This window comes from Streptomyces sp. NPDC012637 (assembly GCF_042954805.1).
Lineage (GTDB): Bacteria > Actinomycetota > Actinomycetes > Streptomycetales > Streptomycetaceae > Streptomyces.
In genome coordinates this window covers 610,401-626,619 of the sequence record NZ_JBIBDS010000002.1, presented here as the reverse complement: position 1 = coordinate 626,619, position 16,219 = coordinate 610,401, and the positions used below count along the sequence as shown (strand labels likewise).

Here is a 16,219-nt window from a genome sequence, read left to right as displayed (position 1 = left end):
GAACGACGGCCGACAGACGCCGAGCCGGGACTGGGCACCCCATTCCACTTCCGCGCACCCCAAACCGAGGTAAGCAGTCCCACCCGGCCCGACCACAAACCCAGCCCCCACCCACCGGCCCGCGCCACCGCAAGCCCACCGGAGCGATACCCGGGCCCCACCCACCACCGGCCCGCCTCCCGCCCACGGCGCGGCGGACTACCCGGGCCGATCCGCGTGGCCGGGCCCCCCGGCCGCCCTCCGAGTGTGAAAAGGCTCCCGGAGCCACCGGGTCAAGGGTGGAGCGAAGCGGAATCGCGAAGCGACGCGACCGAAGGGAGCGCCCTTGACGCGGTGGCGGAGGGAGCCACACTCGGAAAGAGGGCGGCCGCACCAGAAGCCCACACGCAACGCCCACCCCTACAAACCTTCTAGCAGCCGGGGCCGGGGCCGGGGCCGAAGCTCACACCCACGCCAGGATCTCAGGCGCCGCCTCCGCCAAGGTCGCGAAGTGGCGGTGCGAACCCTCCGCCGGAGACGGCGTGTTGACGGTCCAGACCGTCATGCCGGCCGCGCGGCCCGACCGTACGCCCGACGGCGCGTCCTCGATCACCAGACAGTCGGCGGGATCCGCGCCCAGTTTCTCGGCGGCCAGGAGGTACGGCACGGGCGACGGCTTGCCCTCGCTCACGGAAGCCGCGTCCACGATCAGCCCGGGCACCGGCAGCCCGGTCCGCTCGAATCGTCCGCACACCCGGTGCTCGTAGTTCGACGTGACCAGCGCCCAGCGGTCGGCGGGCAGCGCATCCAGCAGCTCGGCGGCGCCGTCGAAGGCCGCGTACGTGCCCGTCCGTACGTCCTCGTCCTCCAGCTCGTGCAGCAGCGCGAGGCACGCGGCCGGATCCGCCCCGGGCACGACGGCGGCGAACGTCTCGACGGGCCGCGTCCGGAGCGCGACGGCGTACACCTCGTCGCCGTCGAGCCCGTGGTGGGCGGCCCAGGCGTGCCAGACGCGCCGCTGGTTCTCGACGGCGTCCATGAGGGTGCCGTCGACGTCGAAGAGTACGAAGTTCTTACTGGTCACGCGCCAGAGGCTAGCTCCTGAGCGCGGCCCGGGTGTGGGGCTCATGGCCGTCGGGCTGCCGCCGCGGCTCCGACGGCCTCACGGCGGCACCGCTTCTCGTCCGATGTCACGCCCAGTGACGTTTCTGTGGTGAAACCGGTCCTCCTGGAGAGTGAGTAAAGCGCCCGTAAGCCAAGATTCGCGCTTGTCTCCAGAAATCATCTTGTTTTGGCAAAGTGCCAGCGTGTTGATGAGGAGTCAGTCTGTGAACCACTTCAGCTACGGCAACGACCTCCGGGCGCGGATCGCCGCACCCGGCACCACGCCCCTGATCGGCGTCTACGACATGTACTCGGCGTCCGTCGCCGCCGAGCACTACGACGGCATGTTCGTCTCCGGTTTCGGCTTCGCCGCCTCGCACTACGGGCTGCCGGACATCGGCTTCATCGCGTGGCCGGACATGGTGGCGTTCGTGCAGCGGCTGCGCGGCGCCTTCCCGCGGCACCACCTGCTCGTCGACATCGACGACGGCTACGTCGACCCCGAGGTGGCCTGTCACGTCGTCGAGGGCCTGGAGCGGATCGGGGCCTCCGGCGTGATCCTGGAGGACCAGAAGCGGCCGCGGCGCTGCGGGCACGCGGACGGGAAGCAGGTGCTGCCGCTCGACGAGTACCTGGCCAAGCTGGAGATGGTGCTCCAGACCCGTCGGGACCTGGTCGTCGTGGCCCGTACGGACGCGACGGACGAGGACGACATCCTGCACCGCGCGCAGCGCCTGGCGGCGACCGAGGCGGACGTGGTCCTGGTGGACGGCGTACGGAGCGTGGAGTGGATCCGGCGGATCCGCGAGGTCGTGGACGGGAAGCCGTTGCTGTTCAACCAGATCGCGGGCGGCAAGTCGCCGCGGCTCTCGCTCTCCGAACTGTCGGAGCTCGGCGTGGACGTGGCGATCTACAGCACGCCGTGCCTCTTCGCCGCGCACGCGGCGATGGACTCGGCGCTGGCCGAGCTGAAGGCCGCCGACGGGCGGCTGCCGTCCTTCGACCCGGAGAGCGGGGTCGGCGTGGCCGCCTCGACCCGGCTCCTGGAGCGGAACATCGCCCGGCACCACGACACCACGTCGCGCAAGCGGGCAGTGCGGGTGGGCGCGTGAGGGCGTCGATTCCCCGGCCGCGCAGAGCCCAGACCGGCCAGACCGCCCAGACCGGCCAGACCGCCCAGACCGGCCGGACGGGTCAGGCAGGTCAGACGGGCCGGGTGGGCAGGGCCGCGCTGCCGGTGCTCGGCGCGGTCCTGCTGGCCGCCGCCGGGGCGGCGCCCGCGGCGGCCGGCGGGAGCCTGGTCACCGTGATCGACAACTCGCACGCGGACTCGGTCCTGGAGGTCGACCGGGCGGCCAACGTCCAGTACGGCAGCAGCGGCACGGCCGGCAGCGACCACGACGGCAGCGCGGTCGACGCGCTCCAGACCCTGGTCGGCGCCGTACACGCGCCGGACGACGACTAGGCACAAGGCTCGGCCAACCCCCTAGCCCCAACCCTCTAGCTCCGACCCCCAACCCCAGCACCCCACACCCAACGCCGAACGGCCGGACACCGCCCTCGTGGTGTCCGGCCGTCTCGTTTCGCGTCCCGCGCGGTCAGTCCTCCAGCAGGTCCGGCTGGCCGAGCTCGTTCAGCTCGACGGGCTCCGGCCCGTCCTCGTGGGCGGCCACGGCGGTGGCGGTGGCGGGAGCGGCCTGGGCGGTGGCGGCGAAGCCGAGGACGCCGCCGGCCAGGGCGACGGCGGTGACGAGGGCACGGGAGGCGGTGGTGAGGTTCATGCCCGGGGAACGACTCCTCTCCCTCACCGGTCACGCAGTGTGACGCGGGAGAGGGAGAGGCGCACGAACCGCCCCACGCGCCCTCCCGCGCCCGCCCCACCCCGATCCCGTTGGCCGGATCCGTTGGCCGGACCGGTTTGATCCCGTTTCCTTGCCCGACGCGATCCGACCGGCCCAGTGCTCCGCCCCGAGCCCCTGCCCAGGCGGCCGCCCTCCGTCAGCTCTGGGTGGCCAGGGTGTGTGCCGTGCCCGCCGCGACGGTGATCACGTCGGTCAGCGGGTCCGCGCAGGGGGCGGGTCGCCGGCCCGAACAGACCCGGACCGGTGTGCTCCGGTCGGCCGTCGTACCGTCGCCGAGCTGGCCGACGCTGTTGGATCCCCAGCCCACCGCCGTGAGGTCCCCGAGCACCGCGAGGGTACTGTCCCCGCCCGCGGTGATCTTGTACACCGGGCCGAGGAAGCCGGTGCAGGGTGCGGTCTGCCCCGGCGCGCACACCCGGACGGGGACCGGGTTCTGCTGGTGGTCGAAGGTGCCGTCGCCGAGCTGCCCGAAGCGGTTGTCGCCCCAGCCGACGGCCGTCTGGTCGAAGCGCCACGCGACGCTGTGGGAGCCGCCCGCCGAGATCTCGTTCACCTCGTCGAGGAAGTCCGAGCAGGGCGCCGTCTGGCCCGGCGCGCACACCTGTCGGGGCTGGTTGTACGTGGTGGTGGTCGTGCCGTCGCCGACCTGGCCGAAGAAGTTGTGGCCCCAGCCGCGCACCGTGCTGTCCCTCATGAGGGCGAGGCTGTGCGAGCCTCCTCCCGCCACGCTCCCGGCCTGGCCGGTGAGGGCGACCTGGACGGGCGTCGCCCGCTGGAACACGTCGCTGCCGTCGCCGAGCTGGCCGGACGAGTTCAGCCCCCAGCTGCTGACGGTGCCGTCGAGATGCACGGCCAGGCTGTGCCAGGAGCCGGCGTCGAGGCTGGTGACGTCGCTGAGGAAGCCGCTGCAGGGCGCGCTCTGGGCCCGCGCGCACACCTGGACGGGCGTGTTGCGGTCGACGGTGGTGCCGTCGCCGAGCTGGCCGTACTCGTTGTCGCCCCAGGCGACGACGCTGCCGTCGGACCGCAGGGCCAGGCTGTGGTGTGCGCCGGCGGCGACGGCGACCACGTTGCCGAGGGGTTCGGCGCAGGGGGCGGTCTCGCCCGGTGCGCACACCTGGACGGGCCGGTTGCTGGCGGTGTTCGTGCCGTCGCCCAGCTGGCCCGCGGTGTTGAGGCCCCAGGTCCACACCGTGCCGTCGGTGCGGAGGGACACGCTGTGGTTGACGCCGGCGTCGATGCCGATGGTCCGGCGGCTGTGCAGGGTGCGGACGGGAGTGGTGCTGTCGGTCGTGTTGCCGTTGCCGAGCTGGCCGGTGTTGTTGGCGCCCCAGCCCAGCACGCGGCCGGGGAGGATGGCGGCGGCCCGTTCGCCGTCAGCGGGCGCGGCCTGTGCGGCGAGGCCGCTGCTCGCCATGAGTACGGCGGCGCAGACGGCCGCGGCGCGTCCGCGGGTCCTCCGGCGTGGGCTGCCGGGCTGTGGCCTGCCAGGGCGTGGGAATCGCATGGAGCGTGTCCTCCGGTGGTGTCGTGGCCCCCGGCCACGAGCATCGCGCGAAGCCCCGGGGGTACGGCCCCGACACGCGTCCGCCTGCGACGTTCGGCCGACCCGACGTCACCTCGGCGGCCCCGTGGTGCGGCCGGGGCTCAGCCGCGGCGCTCGACCACGCCCCGGACGTACGCCGCCTGGCCCGCGTGCTGGTTGTCCTCGGCGACCACGCTGACCAGGCGGACGCCCAGGGTGACGTGCGGGGTCCAGCGGGTGTCGACGACCCGGTCCAGGTCGGCGTCGGTGACCGAGCCGACGTGGTCGAGGGTGCGGGCGTGGACGGCGTCGTAGTAGCCGAGGAGGAGGTCGGCGGGCGCGCGGACGGCCGCGACCTGCTTGCTGCTGTGGCCGAAGCCGGTGGCGTCCTCGGGGAACGGCAGGCCGAAGCGGCCGGACCAGCCCTCGGCCGTCCACACCTGCTCGGTCCCGAAGGCGTCGGCGACGTGGTCGTCCTGGATCCGGGTCAGGTGCCAGACCAGCCAGGCGATCGAGTTGGCGTCGGGATCGACCCGTGCGGTCAGCTCGTCGTCGGACAGGCCTTCGACGGCCTCGTGCACGGCCTCCTGGATCCGGCCGAAGGCGTCAAGGAGAAGCTCCGCGCTCTTCATGGCGTCACGGTACGCGGTCAGACCCGGTGGTAGTGGTAGCCCTCGCCGTGGGAGGGGCCCACGTCGTGGAGGATGCCGCTCGGGACGGCGAGCTTGAACGCCGACGTGTCGCCGTTCGTGCAGTAGGGGTACCCGCCGGACTTGGCCTGGTCGACGGTGGTGGTGCCCAGGTTGATGCGCTTGCCCCCGTCGGTGATCGAGACCAGCTTGGCCACGTACTCGCAGTGGGCCCCGTTGACGTCGGTGATCATCCTGGCGGCGATCTGGCCGGGGGCCACCCGGTAGATGTAGACCGTCTCCGGCTGCCCGATGTTGTACTGGGCCGTGTACTTCCAGGTGCCGACGAAGGCCGACGGGACCCGGCCGTCCGTGGCCGGGGGCGGGGCCTGGGTGGTCGCCGGCGGCCTGGTCGTCGTACCGCCGCCGGACGACGAGCCGCCGGTGGTCGTCGTGGAACCGCCTCCGGAGCCGGATCCGGAACCTCCGGAAGCGCCTCCCGAGGCCGTGCCTCCGCCGCTGGCGGGCAGACCGCCGACCGTACCGCCGCCGCCCGCGGCCGCCGCGTCCGCGGGCGGCGGGGCGGCCGTCGGGTTCCCGCCCGGCGGCGTGGTGGCCGTGCCGGGCGGGGGAGCGGCGGAGGGGCCGGTGGTGGTCGTCGCGGGCGGCGGGGTGCTGGACGCACCGGGCGCGCCGCCGAGGTCCCGCTCCCGGGCGCCGTCGTCGATGAGCTTCACGACCGTGCCGCTGATGCCGAGGACCACGAAGACGGCGGCGACGACCGCCCAGACGCGGGAGGCGCGGCGCGGCTCGGGGCGCACGGCGGCGGGTGTGGCGGCGACCGCGTCGGCGGTGCCGGCGGTGCCGGGCTCCTTCGGCGGCGGTCCGACCGTGCCCGTGTCGGAGGGCTGTGCGGCCTTCGCGGCCTCCGTGGCCGCCGCCTCCCGTTCCAGCTCCTCCGACAGGGCTTCCGCGTCGAGCAGCCGGGCCGCCTGCCGGGCGAGGCGGGCCACCAGCTCGGGCGGCAGCCATGCCCCGCCCGCGGCGGGGCCGCGGCCGGACTCCTCGCCCGGGAGGGCCGGGTCGGCGAGCAGCGTGGCGATGGTGGGCCGCTGTTCGGGGTCCTTGGTGAGGCAGCGGGCGATGAAGCCGCGCAGCTCCTCGGACTCGACCCGGTCGAGCTCGGGCTCGGCCTCCACGATCCGGAACATGATCGCGTGCTGGTTGCTGGCGCCGTGTCCGAACGGCAGCCGCCCGGTCGCCGCGTACATGAGGACGCAGCCGAGCGCGAAGACGTCGGCGGCCGGGCCGAGGGACTCGCCGCGGACCTGCTCGGGGGCCATGAAGCCGGGGGAGCCGACGACCATGCCGGTGCTGGTGAGCAGCGACTCGACGGAGGGCTCCAGGGCCCGCGCGATGCCGAAGTCGATCACCCGGGGGCCCTCGACGGTGAGCATCACGTTGGACGGTTTGAGGTCCCGGTGCAGGATCCCGGCGCCGTGGATGCCCTGGAGGGCCCGCAGCAGGCCGAGCGCGAGGGCCAGGATCGAGTCGGCGGGCAGCGGCCCGTGCTCCCGTACGACCTGTTCGAGCGAGGGCCCGGGCACGAAGCCGGTGGCCACCCAGGGCCGGTCGGCCTCGGCGTCGGCGTCCAGGACGGGCGCGGTGTAGTGCTCGCCGACCTTCCGTACGGCGTCGATCTCCCGGCGGAAGCGGGCCCGGAACTGCGGCTCCCGTGCGTGCTCCTCGTGCACGACCTTGACCGCGACCGTCCGTCCGCCGGCGGAGCGGGCCAGATAGACGCGCCCCATGCCGCCGGAGCCGAGCCGGCCGAGCAGCCGGTACGGCCCGATCGCGCGCGGGTCGCCGGCGCCGAGCGGTTCCATGCCGCTGCCGCCGCCCGTGCCGCTGCCCTTCCCCGGGCGTTCGTCCTTCTCGCCGCTCATGCCGGTGTGGTCCCCCTGGTCGCCCCTGATGCATGGTCAAGTCGAACGCGCATCAGGGTAGATGAGGACTCCTGAGGGGGACATGCCGGTTCCCCGACGACCCCGCGCCGGACGGGCCCTACCGCCCGGGGTGGGCCTTGCGCCACTCCGCCGCTTCCGCCTCCACGTCGAACAGGGTCAGGTGCAGCGGCGGACCGGCCGGCGGGCGGGCGAGGGCTTCGGCGATCTTGGTGTTGATGTCGCCGAGGACGCGGCGGAGCTGGGCCTCCGACACCGCTTCCCGCGCGGCGCGCGCCGCGTCCTCGGCGTCCTTGCGCAGGGCCAGCGACGGCGGGAGCGCCGACAGGCCCTCGCGGTGCATCTTCCGCTTGACCCACCACAGCTCGTCGTACGGCGCGGCGTCGTCGTCGAGCGGCTTGCCGAAGCCCTCGAGCCGGGAGAACTCGCCGCGCTCGGTCGCCTCGCGGATCTGCTTGTCCACGAATGACTCGAAGCTGACGCCGGGCGGTTTGCGTTCGGTCATGTGTTCAGCGTACGACCGGGGAGACGGCCGCGGCCGGGCCTTTTCCTCACGGGGGTGGAAACGGCAGGAGCCCCGCTCGTGCGCTTCGCGCACGGAGCGGGGCTCCTTGGGTACAGCTCTAGAGGATCGCGATCGTCGACCCCGGGGTCACTTAGACCGGGGTGACGTTCTCCGCCTGCGGGCCCTTCGGGCCCTGCGTGACGTCGAAGTTCACCTGCTGGTTCTCCTCGAGGGAGCGGAAGCCAGAGGCGTTGATCGCGGAGTAGTGGACGAAGACATCCGGGCCGCCGCCTTCCTGGGCAATGAAGCCGAAGCCCTTTTCAGCGTTGAACCACTTCACGGTTCCGGTAGCCATGAGCCCTCCTATGGGCCAAAGGGTCGCCCTGCTCCAGAACCTGCAACCAAGTCTGAAAACTACAAAAGCCTGCGGGTCACATGCTCCGCAGGCTCTGTACTGCAAGGGAAACCAAACTGCAACTTGCGTTGAGCGTAGCACGCAGCGTGCGCGGAGCGGTAGAGGGAAAGATCACGTCACCCGAATGTTTGGCGGGACTCCGACGCGCTGACGTGACCACGACGGGGAGCCGCTCGTACGCCCCCGGCGATGTCCGCCTGGCGAGACGGGTCTAGCCTCGCGATGTGGACAATGCAACCGATGCCGCGGCCGATGAGCAGCGGCGCAGCCGGCCCCGCGTGGGACACATCCAGTTCCTGAACTGCCTGCCCCTTTATTGGGGCCTCGCCCGGACCGGAACGCTCCTCGACCTGGAGCTGACGAAGGACACCCCGGAGAAGCTGAGCGAGCGGCTGGTGCGCGGCGACCTGGATATCGGCCCCATCACGCTGGTCGAATACCTCCGCCACGCCGACGAGCTCGTCGCGCTGCCGGACATCGCCGTCGGCTGCGACGGGCCCGTCATGTCGTGCGTGATCGTCTCCCAGCTGCCGCTGGGCGAGCTGGACGGTGCCCGGGTGGCGCTCGGCTCCACCTCCCGCACCTCGGTGCGCCTGGCGCAGCTGCTGCTCGCCGAGTCGTACGGGGTGACGCCCGACTACTACACGTGTCCGCCCGACCTCGGTCTGATGATGCAGGAGGCCGAGGCGGCGGTGCTGATCGGCGACGCCGCGCTGCGGGCCTCGCTGCACGACGCGCCGCGGCTCGGGCTGCAGGTCCACGACCTGGGGCTGATGTGGAAGGAGTGGACGGGTCTTCCGTTCGTCTTCGCCGTGTGGGCGGTCCGCAAGGACTTCCTGGCGCGCGAGCCGGAGACGGTCCACGACGTTCACCGGGCCTTCCTGGCCTCGCGTGACCTGTCGCTGGAGGAGGTCACCAAGGTGGCCGAGCAGGCGGCGCGCTGGGAGTCCTTCGACGCGGAGCTGCTCGAGCGGTACTTCCGTACGCTCGACTTCCGCTTCGGGCCCGAGCAGCTCGCCGGCGTGCGGGAGTTCGCCCGCAGGACCGGCCCGACGACCGGTTTTCCCGCGGACGTACGGGTCGAGCTGCTGGGCTCCCGCTAGCCGGTCGGCCCGCCGGGCGGCCCGCTCCTACCCGGCGGTGGGCTCGGACGGGACCGGTCCCTGGATGTGCCTGCTGATCCAGGCCATCGACCCGTCGTTCATGCCCCGCATGTAGGAGCGGGCGTTGTGCTCGCCGTCCTGGATGACCTGGAGACGGGTCTTGAGCGGGCCCTTCGTGTACGTGCGCATGAAGGCCCTGATCCTGGCCAGGCCCGACTCCTTGGTGCCGATCTGGAAGGCCACGTAGGTCTCGTACGCCGGCGTGTCGGGCTTCCGGCCGAGGGCGGCGGCCAGCTTCTCCGGGTTGTTGGCCTGCCGTTCGGCCTCGTGCCCCTTCCACAGCGGGGAGTCCGGGACGGTGTCCGGGCCGGAGGCGATGACGGCCTTGAACTTGTCCGGCTTCTGCAGCACGGACTTCAGTCCGGCGAAGCCGCCCGAGGACGAGCCCATGAAGGCCCAGCCGTCCCGGGAGCCGAACGTGCGGAAATTGGCCCGTACGAAATCCGGAACGTCCTCGGTCAGCCAGGTGCCCATTTTCGGCTGCCCGGGTATATCACTCCCGTCGTGGTAGAACTCGGCGCTCGGGTTGAGAACGGGCATCACGACGATGAACGGTTGGCTCTTCCCTTCCTCCGCCCAGCGGCTGATGTTCCCCTGGAGGTCGATGCCCTTGCCCGTCCAGTAATTCGTGGGGAAGCCCTTTCCGCCCGGCAGGGTGATGAGGACGGGGAAGCCGCTGTCGGCGTAGGCCGGGTCGAAATACTGTTTCGGCGCCCATACCCAGACCCGGCCGGTGAATCCCGACTTCTGCCCGTGCAGCTCGGTGACGCCGATCTTGGTGCCGTCGTCGAGGGTGCGGTGCACGGTGAAGGACGCCTTGGGGCCGGTGGGGAAGACGGTCTTCGGCGCCCTGGTTCCCGGCTTGTGCTGCTGCACGGCCTGCTGCTGGGCCGACCGCTCGCTCCGCGGCGTGTCGAAGGAGACCGGATCGCCCTCGTCGGAGCAGCCCGTGACCAGACCGAGCGTGGTGCCGAGGGCGAGGGCGGCCGCGAGGATCCGGGTCGGGCGGCGGCGACGTTTCATGACGTGCTCCGGGTGCGATTCGGGCGATACGGAGGTTATGGAGGATTCCGGAGAAGGAGAGGGGCCGGGCGGCCGATCGGTTGGCTCGGGACCGGCACCAATCCGCGCCAAGGCCCTGGCGTAGGCTGGTTCGGTCCGTTCAGTACGCACCGGTTCGCGTACGCACGCCTCCGAAAGGGACACACCCGGTGACCGAGAAGGCCGAACTCCAGTCTGTTCTCGACCGCGCCGCCGCGGGTGGCCGGATCACTCCCGAGGAGGCGCTCGACCTCTACCGCTCGGCGCCGCTGCACGCGCTGGGCGCCGCCGCCGACGCGGTGCGCCGCCGGCGGTACGCGGGGACCGAGCACATCGCGACGTACATCATCGAGCGCAACATCAACTACACGAACGTCTGTGTGACGGCGTGCAAGTTCTGCGCCTTCTACGCCGCCCCGAAGGACACCAAGAAGGGCTGGACCCGCGACCTCGACGACATCCTGCGCCGCTGCGCGGAGACCGTGGAGCTCGGCGGCACCCAGATCATGTTCCAGGGCGGCCACCACCCGGACTACGGGGTCGAGTACTACGAGAAGCACTTCTCGGCCATCAAGCAGGAGTTCCCGCAGCTGGTCATCCACTCCCTCGGCGCGTCCGAGGTCGAGCACATGGCCCGCATCTCCGGCGTCTCCGTCGAGGAGGCCATCACCCGCATCCACGAGGCCGGCCTCGACTCCTTCGCGGGTGCCGGCGCCGAGCTGCTGCCCGCGCGCCCCCGCAAGGCCATCGCGCCCCTCAAGGAGTCCGGCGAGCGCTGGCTGGAGATCATGGAGATCGCCCACGGGCTGGGCGTCGAGTCGACCTCCACGATGCTCATGGGCACGGGCGAGACCAACGCCGAGCGCATCGAGCACCTGCGGATGATCCGTGACGTGCAGGACCGGACGGGCGGCTTCCGGGCCTTCATCCCGTACACGTACCAGCCCGAGAACAACCACCTGAAGGGCCGCACGCAGGCCACGATCTTCGAGTACCTGCGGATGATCGCCGTCGCGCGGCTGTTCCTGGACAACGTCGCCCACATCCAGGGTTCGTGGCTGACCGTCGGCAAGGAGGCCGGCCAGCTGTCGCTGCACTACGGCGCGGACGACCTGGGCTCGATCATGCTGGAGGAGAACGTGGTCTCCTCGGCCGGTGCCAAGCACCGCTCCAACCGCATGGAGATCATCGACCTGATCCGCAAGGCCGGCCGCGTACCGGCCCAGCGCGCCACGACGTACGAGCACCTGCTCGTCCACGACGACCCGGCGAACGACCCCGTCGACGAGCGCGTGGTCTCCCACATCTCGTCCATCGCGATCGAGGGCGGCACCGCCCACCCCGAGCTGAAGCTCCTCGACGCGAACTGAGGCCGGGAAAGGGACAGGGGCAAGGACTGTGCTGACGCTGCACGTCGCCGACGCGTCGCCCGAGGACGCGGTCCTGGTCGACGGCGCGCTCGTCGCGGCCGTCGGCCCGTACGAGGAGCTGGCCGCGGCCAACCAGGACGCGCGGCTGCGCCGCTGGCCCGGCATCCTCACGCCCGGGCTGCTCAACCCGTACGGCCCCGAACTCCTCGAACAGACCTACCATCCGGACCCGCGCGAGGCCGACGTGTACGGCACCACGCCGATCACGGGGGAGCGGGCGCGGGAGATCTTCCGTGCCGAACCCGCGCGGCTCGGCGCCAGCGCGCGGCGCGGGGTGCAGCGGCTCCTCGCGCACGGGACGGTCGCCGTCGCCGGCGAGCTGCGCGGGCGGGCCGCCCTGGACGCGGTGCGCCGGGCCGGGCTCGCCGTGGGGCAGCGCCCGCCGAACCTGCCGGGGCCGCCGTCCCTCTCGCCGACGCCGCTCGTGCTGCTGCCCCGTCTGGCGGCGGGCGGGCCGGCGCGCTTCGCCGTGTTCGACGTGCCCGACCGGGCGGCCCTCGTCCGCCGGGGCCCGGCGACCTGCGTCGCCACGGTGCTCGGCGGCCGCCTGGTCTACCGGGCCCGCTGACGGGAGCGTCGGGGCCGCCCTGCGACAATGCGGGCGTAACGTCATCCGGACGTCATCCGGCCGTACGACACAAGGTGAGGCGAACGCCAGTGACCCGCGCAACCCTGGACAAGCAGCCGCACGAAGTCGCCTCGATGTTCGACGACGTGGCGGCGAACTACGACCTCACCAACGACGTCCTCTCCCTCGGCCAGGACCGGCGCTGGCGCAAGGAGGTCGCCAAGGCGGTCGACCCGCGCCCCGCGCAGAAGATCCTCGACCTCGCCGCCGGCACCGCGACCTCCTCGCAGCCCTTCGCCCGGGCCGGCGCGTACGTCGTGCCCTGCGACTTCTCGCTCGGCATGCTCCGGGTCGGCAAGAAGAACCACCCGTGGATGCCGTTCACCGCGGGCGACGGCACGAAGCTGCCCTTCAAGGACGACGTCTTCGACGCCGTCACCATCTCCTTCGGCCTGCGCAACATCCAGGACACCGACCAGGCGCTGCGCGAGCTGTACCGGGTGACGAAGCCCGGCGGCCGGGTCGTCATCTGCGAGTTCTCGCACGCCACCTGGGCTCCGTTCCGCACCGTGTACGAGGAGTACCTGATGCGCGCCCTGCCGCCGGTGGCCCGCGCCGTCTCCTCCAACCCCGACGCGTACGTCTACCTCGCCGAGTCCATCCAGTCCTGGCCCGACCAGCCGACCCTCGCGGGGATGCTGCAGAAGGCCGGCTGGGAGCGGGTGGCCTGGCGCAACCTGACCGGCGGGATCGTCGCGATGCACCGGGGCTTCAAGGCGTAACCCCCCGCAATAGACTGCAACCGCCCCGTTCCTCGACCCCTCCGGGAGACCCCGCCGTGACCGAGCAGCCCCTCTCCGAGCACAGCGCAGACGTGATCGTCGTCGGGGCGGGCCCGGCCGGCTCGACCACCGCGTACTACCTGGCCAAGGCGGGCCTCGACGTCCTGCTCCTGGAGAAGACCGCGTTCCCGCGCGAGAAGGTCTGCGGCGACGGGCTCACCCCGCGCGCCACCAAGCAGCTCGTCGCGATGGGCATCGACATCTCCGAAGAGGCCGGCTGGCTGCGGAACAAGGGGCTGCGGATCATCGGCGGCGGTGTGCGGCTCGAGCTCGACTGGCCGGACCTCGCCTCGTACCCGGACTACGGACTCGTCCGCAAGCGCGACGACTTCGACGAGATGCTGGCCCGGCAGGCGCAGAAGGCCGGTGCCCGGCTGTACGAGCGCTGCAACGTCGGCGCCCCGGTCATCGACGACCGCACCGGCCGGATCACCGGCGTCCACGCCAAGCTCGGCGAGGAGAAGCGCGAGGTCACCTTCCACGCGCCGCTCGTCGTCGCCGCCGACGGCAACTCCACCCGCCTCTCCCTCGCGATGGGCCTGCACCGGCGCGAGGACCGGCCGATGGGCGTCGCCGTGCGGACGTACTTCACGACCCCGCGGCACCAGGACGACTACCTGGAGTCCTGGCTGGAGCTGTGGGACCGGCGCGGCCCGCAGGACCGGCTGCTCCCCGGCTACGGCTGGATCTTCGGCATGGGCGACGGCACCTCCAACGTCGGCCTCGGCATCCTCGACTCCTCCTCCGCCTTCCGCGAGCTGGACTGGCGCGAGGTCCTCAAGGCCTGGTGCGCCTCGATGCCGGAGGACTGGGGCTTCACGCCGGAGAACATGACCACGACGATCCGCGGCGCGGCCCTGCCGATGGCCTTCAACCGGCAGCCGCACTACACCAAGGGCCTGCTGCTCGTCGGCGACGCCGGCGGTCTGGTCAACCCGTTCAACGGCGAGGGCATCGCCTACGCGATGGAGTCCGGCCAGATCGCCGCCGACGTCATCGTCCAGGCCCACGCCCGCCAGACCCCCGCCCAGCGCGAACTGGCCCTGCGGAACTACCCGCAGATCCTCAAGGACACCTACGGCGGCTACTACACGCTCGGTCGCGCCTTCGTGAAGCTCATCGGCAACCCGAAGGTCATGAAGATCGCGACCCAGCGCGGACTCACCCACCCGATGCTGATGAAGTTCACGCTGAAGATGCTGGCCAACCTCACCGACCCGACCGGCGGCGACGCCATGGACCGCATCATCAACGGTCTTTCGAAGGTGGCCCCGAAGGCGTGAACGACCGCCGGTAGTCGGTCGGGGACACCCCGACCGCGCGGGTGAAGTGACGCCGCAGGTTCGCCGCGGTGCCCAGGCCGCTCTCCTCGCCGATGCGTTCCACCGGCAGCTCGGTGGACTCCAGGAGGCTCTGGGCCCGCGCCACCCGCTGCCCGAGCAGCCACTGCAGCGGTGTGGTCCCGTGCGCCTCGCGGACCCGCCGGTGGAAGGTGCGCGGGCTCATGTGGGCGCGGCGGGCCAGCTCCTCGACGGTCAGCGGCTCGCGGAGGTGTTCCACGGCCCACTGCAGGGCCGTCCCCAGGCTGTCCTCCTCGGACGGGGGCAGCGGGGCCTCGACGAACTGCGGGCGGTCGCCGGACCGGTGGGCCGGGACGACCAGCCGGCTCGCGAGCGCGCCCGCGACCGTCGCGCCCAGGTCCTTGCGCACGAGGTGGAGGCACAGGTCGAGGCCGGCCGCGGCGCCCGCGCTGGTGAGGACGGTGCCGTCGTCCGTGTACAGGACGTCGGTGTCGACGGTGACCCGCGGGTGGCGGGCGGCCAGTTCGGCCCCGTACGCGTGGTGGAGCGTGGCCCTGCGACCGTCGAGCAGCCCCGCCGCGGCGAGCGCGAAGGCGCCGCTGCACATCGACACCATCCGCGCCCCGGCCCCGGCCGCCGCGCGCAGCGCCGCCACGAGGTCGTCCGGCAGCTCCTGGCGGCGCTCGACCACGGCGTCCGGTACCGACGGCACGATGACGGTGTCCGCGCCGGCGAGGCCGTCCAGACCGTGGCTCGCGTGCGGGGCCGGGCCGCAGACGCGGAGCTCGTACCAGGGGTCGGCCAGATCGGGGTACGGGATGCCGAACACCATGGACGCGGTGGAGAGTTCGTACAGGTCCCAGGCGGAGATCCTCGACCGCTCGTCGGGTACGAGGACGACGGCCACCACTCCTGCGCTCATGCCGGCGAGCCTATGGCAGGAATCGTGCGCCGGGCGACAGTCCTGCTCCTGTCGGCCGGATTCCCGCGCTGCGAGCGTGGAGCCATGAACAACGAGCACAAGGACAACGTCACCGTCATCGGCCTCGGACAGATGGGCGCCGCCCTCGCGGGCGCGTTCCTCGACGCCGGCCACCCCACCACCGTCTTCAACCGCAGCCCCGAGAAGGCCGAACCGCTCGTCGCCCGCGGCGCCCGCCGCGCCGCCACCGTCGCCGAGGCGGTCGAGGCGAGCGAGCTCGTCGTGGTCTGCGTCCTCGACTACGCCGCCGTCCGCGGTCTCCTCGGTCCGCTCGCCGAAGCACTGCGCGGCAAGGTCCTCGTCAACCTGACCTCCGGCTCGCCCGAACAGGCCCGCGCGGAGGCGGAGTGGGCCGCCGGGCACGGCATCGGCTACCTCGACGGCGGGATCATGACCACCCCGCCCGGCATCGGCGACAGCGCCAACATGATCCTCTACGCGGGCGGTCCCGGGCTCCTGGCCGAGCACCGCCCGACGCTCGCCGTGCTCGGCGACCCGGTCGACCTGGGCCCGGACGCGGGCCTCGCCTCGCTCTACGACACCGGTCTGCTCGGCCTGATGTGGTCGGTGTTCGGCGGCTGGCTGCACGCGACCGCGCTCGTCGGCGCGGACGGCGTGCCGGCCAAGGAGTTCACGGCGGTGTCGGTGCGCTGGCTGCGCACGGTGTCCTGGTTCCTCACCACGTACGCCGACCAGATCGACGCGGGGGAGTACCCGGGCGACGACGCCACCATCGACATCCAGGTCGCGGGCATCGGGCACCTGCTGCACGCGGGCGAGGAGCGCGGGATCGACGGCCGGCTGCCCCGGCTGCACCTGGAGCTGATGCGGGAGGCCGTCGAGGCCGGCCACGGCGGCGACAGCTACGCCCGGATCATCGAGGCGTTCCGGAAGTAGCGCGCGCCGGAC

Annotated in this window: 17 protein-coding genes; 8 read left to right on the top strand and 9 right to left on the bottom strand. The window is 72.3% G+C overall.

What is annotated here, in order from left to right; genetic code table 11:
- Positions 1 to 442 precede the first annotated feature (442 nt).
- A complete protein-coding gene (locus ACFY8W_RS10985) occupies positions 443 to 1,063 on the bottom strand; it encodes an HAD-IA family hydrolase (RefSeq protein WP_391102973.1) in 621 nt (206 codons plus the stop codon).
- A 244-nt stretch (positions 1,064 to 1,307) separates the two neighbouring features.
- Between ACFY8W_RS10985 and ACFY8W_RS10980 the strand changes: the two genes are divergently transcribed.
- Complete coding sequence (locus tag ACFY8W_RS10980; RefSeq protein WP_391102971.1) at positions 1,308 to 2,195, top strand: isocitrate lyase/phosphoenolpyruvate mutase family protein; 888 nt, start codon at positions 1,308 to 1,310, stop codon at positions 2,193 to 2,195.
- Positions 2,192 to 2,548: a hypothetical protein gene (locus tag ACFY8W_RS10975; protein ID WP_391102968.1), complete on the top strand. Its 357-nt coding sequence runs from the start codon at positions 2,192 to 2,194 to the stop codon at positions 2,546 to 2,548. Before ACFY8W_RS10980 ends, ACFY8W_RS10975 begins: the two co-directional genes overlap by 4 nt.
- A gap of 133 nt (positions 2,549 to 2,681) precedes the next feature.
- Here the strand turns inward: ACFY8W_RS10975 and ACFY8W_RS10970 are convergent, their stop codons facing one another.
- The 6 genes from ACFY8W_RS10970 to ACFY8W_RS10945 all read right to left on the bottom strand — a co-directional run bounded on the left by ACFY8W_RS10970 (position 2,682) and on the right by ACFY8W_RS10945 (position 7,923).
- A complete protein-coding gene (locus tag ACFY8W_RS10970) occupies positions 2,682 to 2,864 on the bottom strand; it encodes a hypothetical protein (protein WP_391102966.1) in 183 nt (60 codons plus the stop codon).
- A 217-nt stretch (positions 2,865 to 3,081) separates the two neighbouring features.
- Complete coding sequence (locus tag ACFY8W_RS10965) at positions 3,082 to 4,362, bottom strand: RCC1-like domain-containing protein (protein ID WP_391102963.1); 1,281 nt, start codon at positions 4,360 to 4,362, stop codon at positions 3,082 to 3,084.
- 230 nt (positions 4,363 to 4,592) lie between these two features.
- Positions 4,593 to 5,102 carry a DUF664 domain-containing protein gene (locus ACFY8W_RS10960; protein ID WP_391102961.1) on the bottom strand — a complete coding sequence of 170 codons (510 nt, stop codon included), beginning with the start codon at positions 5,100 to 5,102 and terminating at the stop codon, positions 4,593 to 4,595.
- 17 nt (positions 5,103 to 5,119) lie between these two features.
- Positions 5,120 to 7,045, bottom strand: a complete 1,926-nt coding sequence (locus ACFY8W_RS10955) for a protein kinase (RefSeq protein ID WP_391102959.1) — start codon at positions 7,043 to 7,045, stop codon at positions 5,120 to 5,122.
- Positions 7,046 to 7,163: 118 nt separating this feature from the next.
- The gene (locus ACFY8W_RS10950) at positions 7,164 to 7,568 is read right to left on the bottom strand and encodes a DnaJ family domain-containing protein (protein ID WP_391102957.1); all 405 of its coding nucleotides are present in this window, start codon (positions 7,566 to 7,568) and stop codon (positions 7,164 to 7,166) included.
- Between the two features lie 151 nt (positions 7,569 to 7,719).
- The gene (locus ACFY8W_RS10945) at positions 7,720 to 7,923 is read right to left on the bottom strand and encodes a cold-shock protein (protein WP_046908818.1); all 204 of its coding nucleotides are present in this window, start codon (positions 7,921 to 7,923) and stop codon (positions 7,720 to 7,722) included.
- Positions 7,924 to 8,207: 284 nt separating this feature from the next.
- Between ACFY8W_RS10945 and ACFY8W_RS10940 the strand changes: the two genes are divergently transcribed.
- Positions 8,208 to 9,086 carry an MqnA/MqnD/SBP family protein gene (locus ACFY8W_RS10940; protein ID WP_391102954.1) on the top strand — a complete coding sequence of 293 codons (879 nt, stop codon included), beginning with the start codon at positions 8,208 to 8,210 and terminating at the stop codon, positions 9,084 to 9,086.
- Between the two features lie 27 nt (positions 9,087 to 9,113).
- Here ACFY8W_RS10940 and ACFY8W_RS10935 read toward each other — a convergent pair whose 3' ends face one another.
- The gene (locus tag ACFY8W_RS10935) at positions 9,114 to 10,169 is read right to left on the bottom strand and encodes an alpha/beta hydrolase-fold protein (protein WP_391102952.1); all 1,056 of its coding nucleotides are present in this window, start codon (positions 10,167 to 10,169) and stop codon (positions 9,114 to 9,116) included.
- Positions 10,170 to 10,357: 188 nt separating this feature from the next.
- Between ACFY8W_RS10935 and mqnC the strand changes: the two genes are divergently transcribed.
- The 4 genes from mqnC to ACFY8W_RS10915 all read left to right on the top strand — a co-directional run bounded on the left by mqnC (position 10,358) and on the right by ACFY8W_RS10915 (position 14,310).
- Positions 10,358 to 11,557 carry a cyclic dehypoxanthinyl futalosine synthase gene (mqnC, locus tag ACFY8W_RS10930; RefSeq protein WP_391102949.1) on the top strand — a complete coding sequence of 400 codons (1,200 nt, stop codon included), beginning with the start codon at positions 10,358 to 10,360 and terminating at the stop codon, positions 11,555 to 11,557.
- Between the two features lie 28 nt (positions 11,558 to 11,585).
- Positions 11,586 to 12,185 carry a hypothetical protein gene (locus ACFY8W_RS10925; protein ID WP_391102946.1) on the top strand — a complete coding sequence of 200 codons (600 nt, stop codon included), beginning with the start codon at positions 11,586 to 11,588 and terminating at the stop codon, positions 12,183 to 12,185.
- An 89-nt stretch (positions 12,186 to 12,274) separates the two neighbouring features.
- Positions 12,275 to 12,967: a demethylmenaquinone methyltransferase gene (locus tag ACFY8W_RS10920; protein WP_391102944.1), complete on the top strand. Its 693-nt coding sequence runs from the start codon at positions 12,275 to 12,277 to the stop codon at positions 12,965 to 12,967.
- 56 nt (positions 12,968 to 13,023) lie between these two features.
- A complete protein-coding gene (locus ACFY8W_RS10915; protein ID WP_391102942.1) occupies positions 13,024 to 14,310 on the top strand; it encodes a geranylgeranyl reductase family protein in 1,287 nt (428 codons plus the stop codon).
- Here the strand turns inward: ACFY8W_RS10915 and ACFY8W_RS10910 are convergent.
- Positions 14,276 to 15,250 (bottom strand): helix-turn-helix domain-containing protein, encoded by a 975-nt coding sequence (locus ACFY8W_RS10910; RefSeq protein WP_391102940.1) that lies wholly within the window; start codon positions 15,248 to 15,250, stop codon positions 14,276 to 14,278. The genes ACFY8W_RS10915 and ACFY8W_RS10910 overlap by 35 nt on opposite strands.
- Positions 15,251 to 15,334: 84 nt before the next feature.
- Between ACFY8W_RS10910 and ACFY8W_RS10905 the strand changes: the two genes are divergently transcribed.
- Positions 15,335 to 16,207: an NAD(P)-binding domain-containing protein gene (locus ACFY8W_RS10905; RefSeq protein ID WP_391102938.1), complete on the top strand. Its 873-nt coding sequence runs from the start codon at positions 15,335 to 15,337 to the stop codon at positions 16,205 to 16,207.
- The last annotated feature ends 12 nt before the right edge of the window (positions 16,208 to 16,219 follow it).

What these genes read in the sequence shown, in the direction of transcription:
- ACFY8W_RS10965 (WP_391102963.1), bottom strand. Translation starts at nt 4,362, where the DNA reads ATGGCGAGCAGCGGCCTCGCCGCACAGGCCGCGCCCGCTGACGGCGAA.
- ACFY8W_RS10970 (WP_391102966.1), bottom strand. Translation starts at nt 2,864, where the DNA reads ATGAACCTCACCACCGCCTCCCGTGCCCTCGTCACCGCCGTCGCCCTG.
- ACFY8W_RS10935 (WP_391102952.1), bottom strand. Translation starts at nt 10,169, where the DNA reads ATGAAACGTCGCCGCCGCCCGACCCGGATCCTCGCGGCCGCCCTCGCC.
- ACFY8W_RS10950 (WP_391102957.1), bottom strand. Translation starts at nt 7,568, where the DNA reads ATGACCGAACGCAAACCGCCCGGCGTCAGCTTCGAGTCATTCGTGGAC.
- ACFY8W_RS10955 (WP_391102959.1), bottom strand. Translation starts at nt 7,045, where the DNA reads ATGAGCGGCGAGAAGGACGAACGCCCGGGGAAGGGCAGCGGCACGGGC.
- ACFY8W_RS10910 (WP_391102940.1), bottom strand. Translation starts at nt 15,250, where the DNA reads ATGAGCGCAGGAGTGGTGGCCGTCGTCCTCGTACCCGACGAGCGGTCG.
- ACFY8W_RS10945 (WP_046908818.1), bottom strand. Translation starts at nt 7,923, where the DNA reads ATGGCTACCGGAACCGTGAAGTGGTTCAACGCTGAAAAGGGCTTCGGC.
- ACFY8W_RS10905 (WP_391102938.1), top strand. Translation starts at nt 15,335, where the DNA reads ATGAACAACGAGCACAAGGACAACGTCACCGTCATCGGCCTCGGACAG.
- ACFY8W_RS10960 (WP_391102961.1), bottom strand. Translation starts at nt 5,102, where the DNA reads ATGAAGAGCGCGGAGCTTCTCCTTGACGCCTTCGGCCGGATCCAGGAG.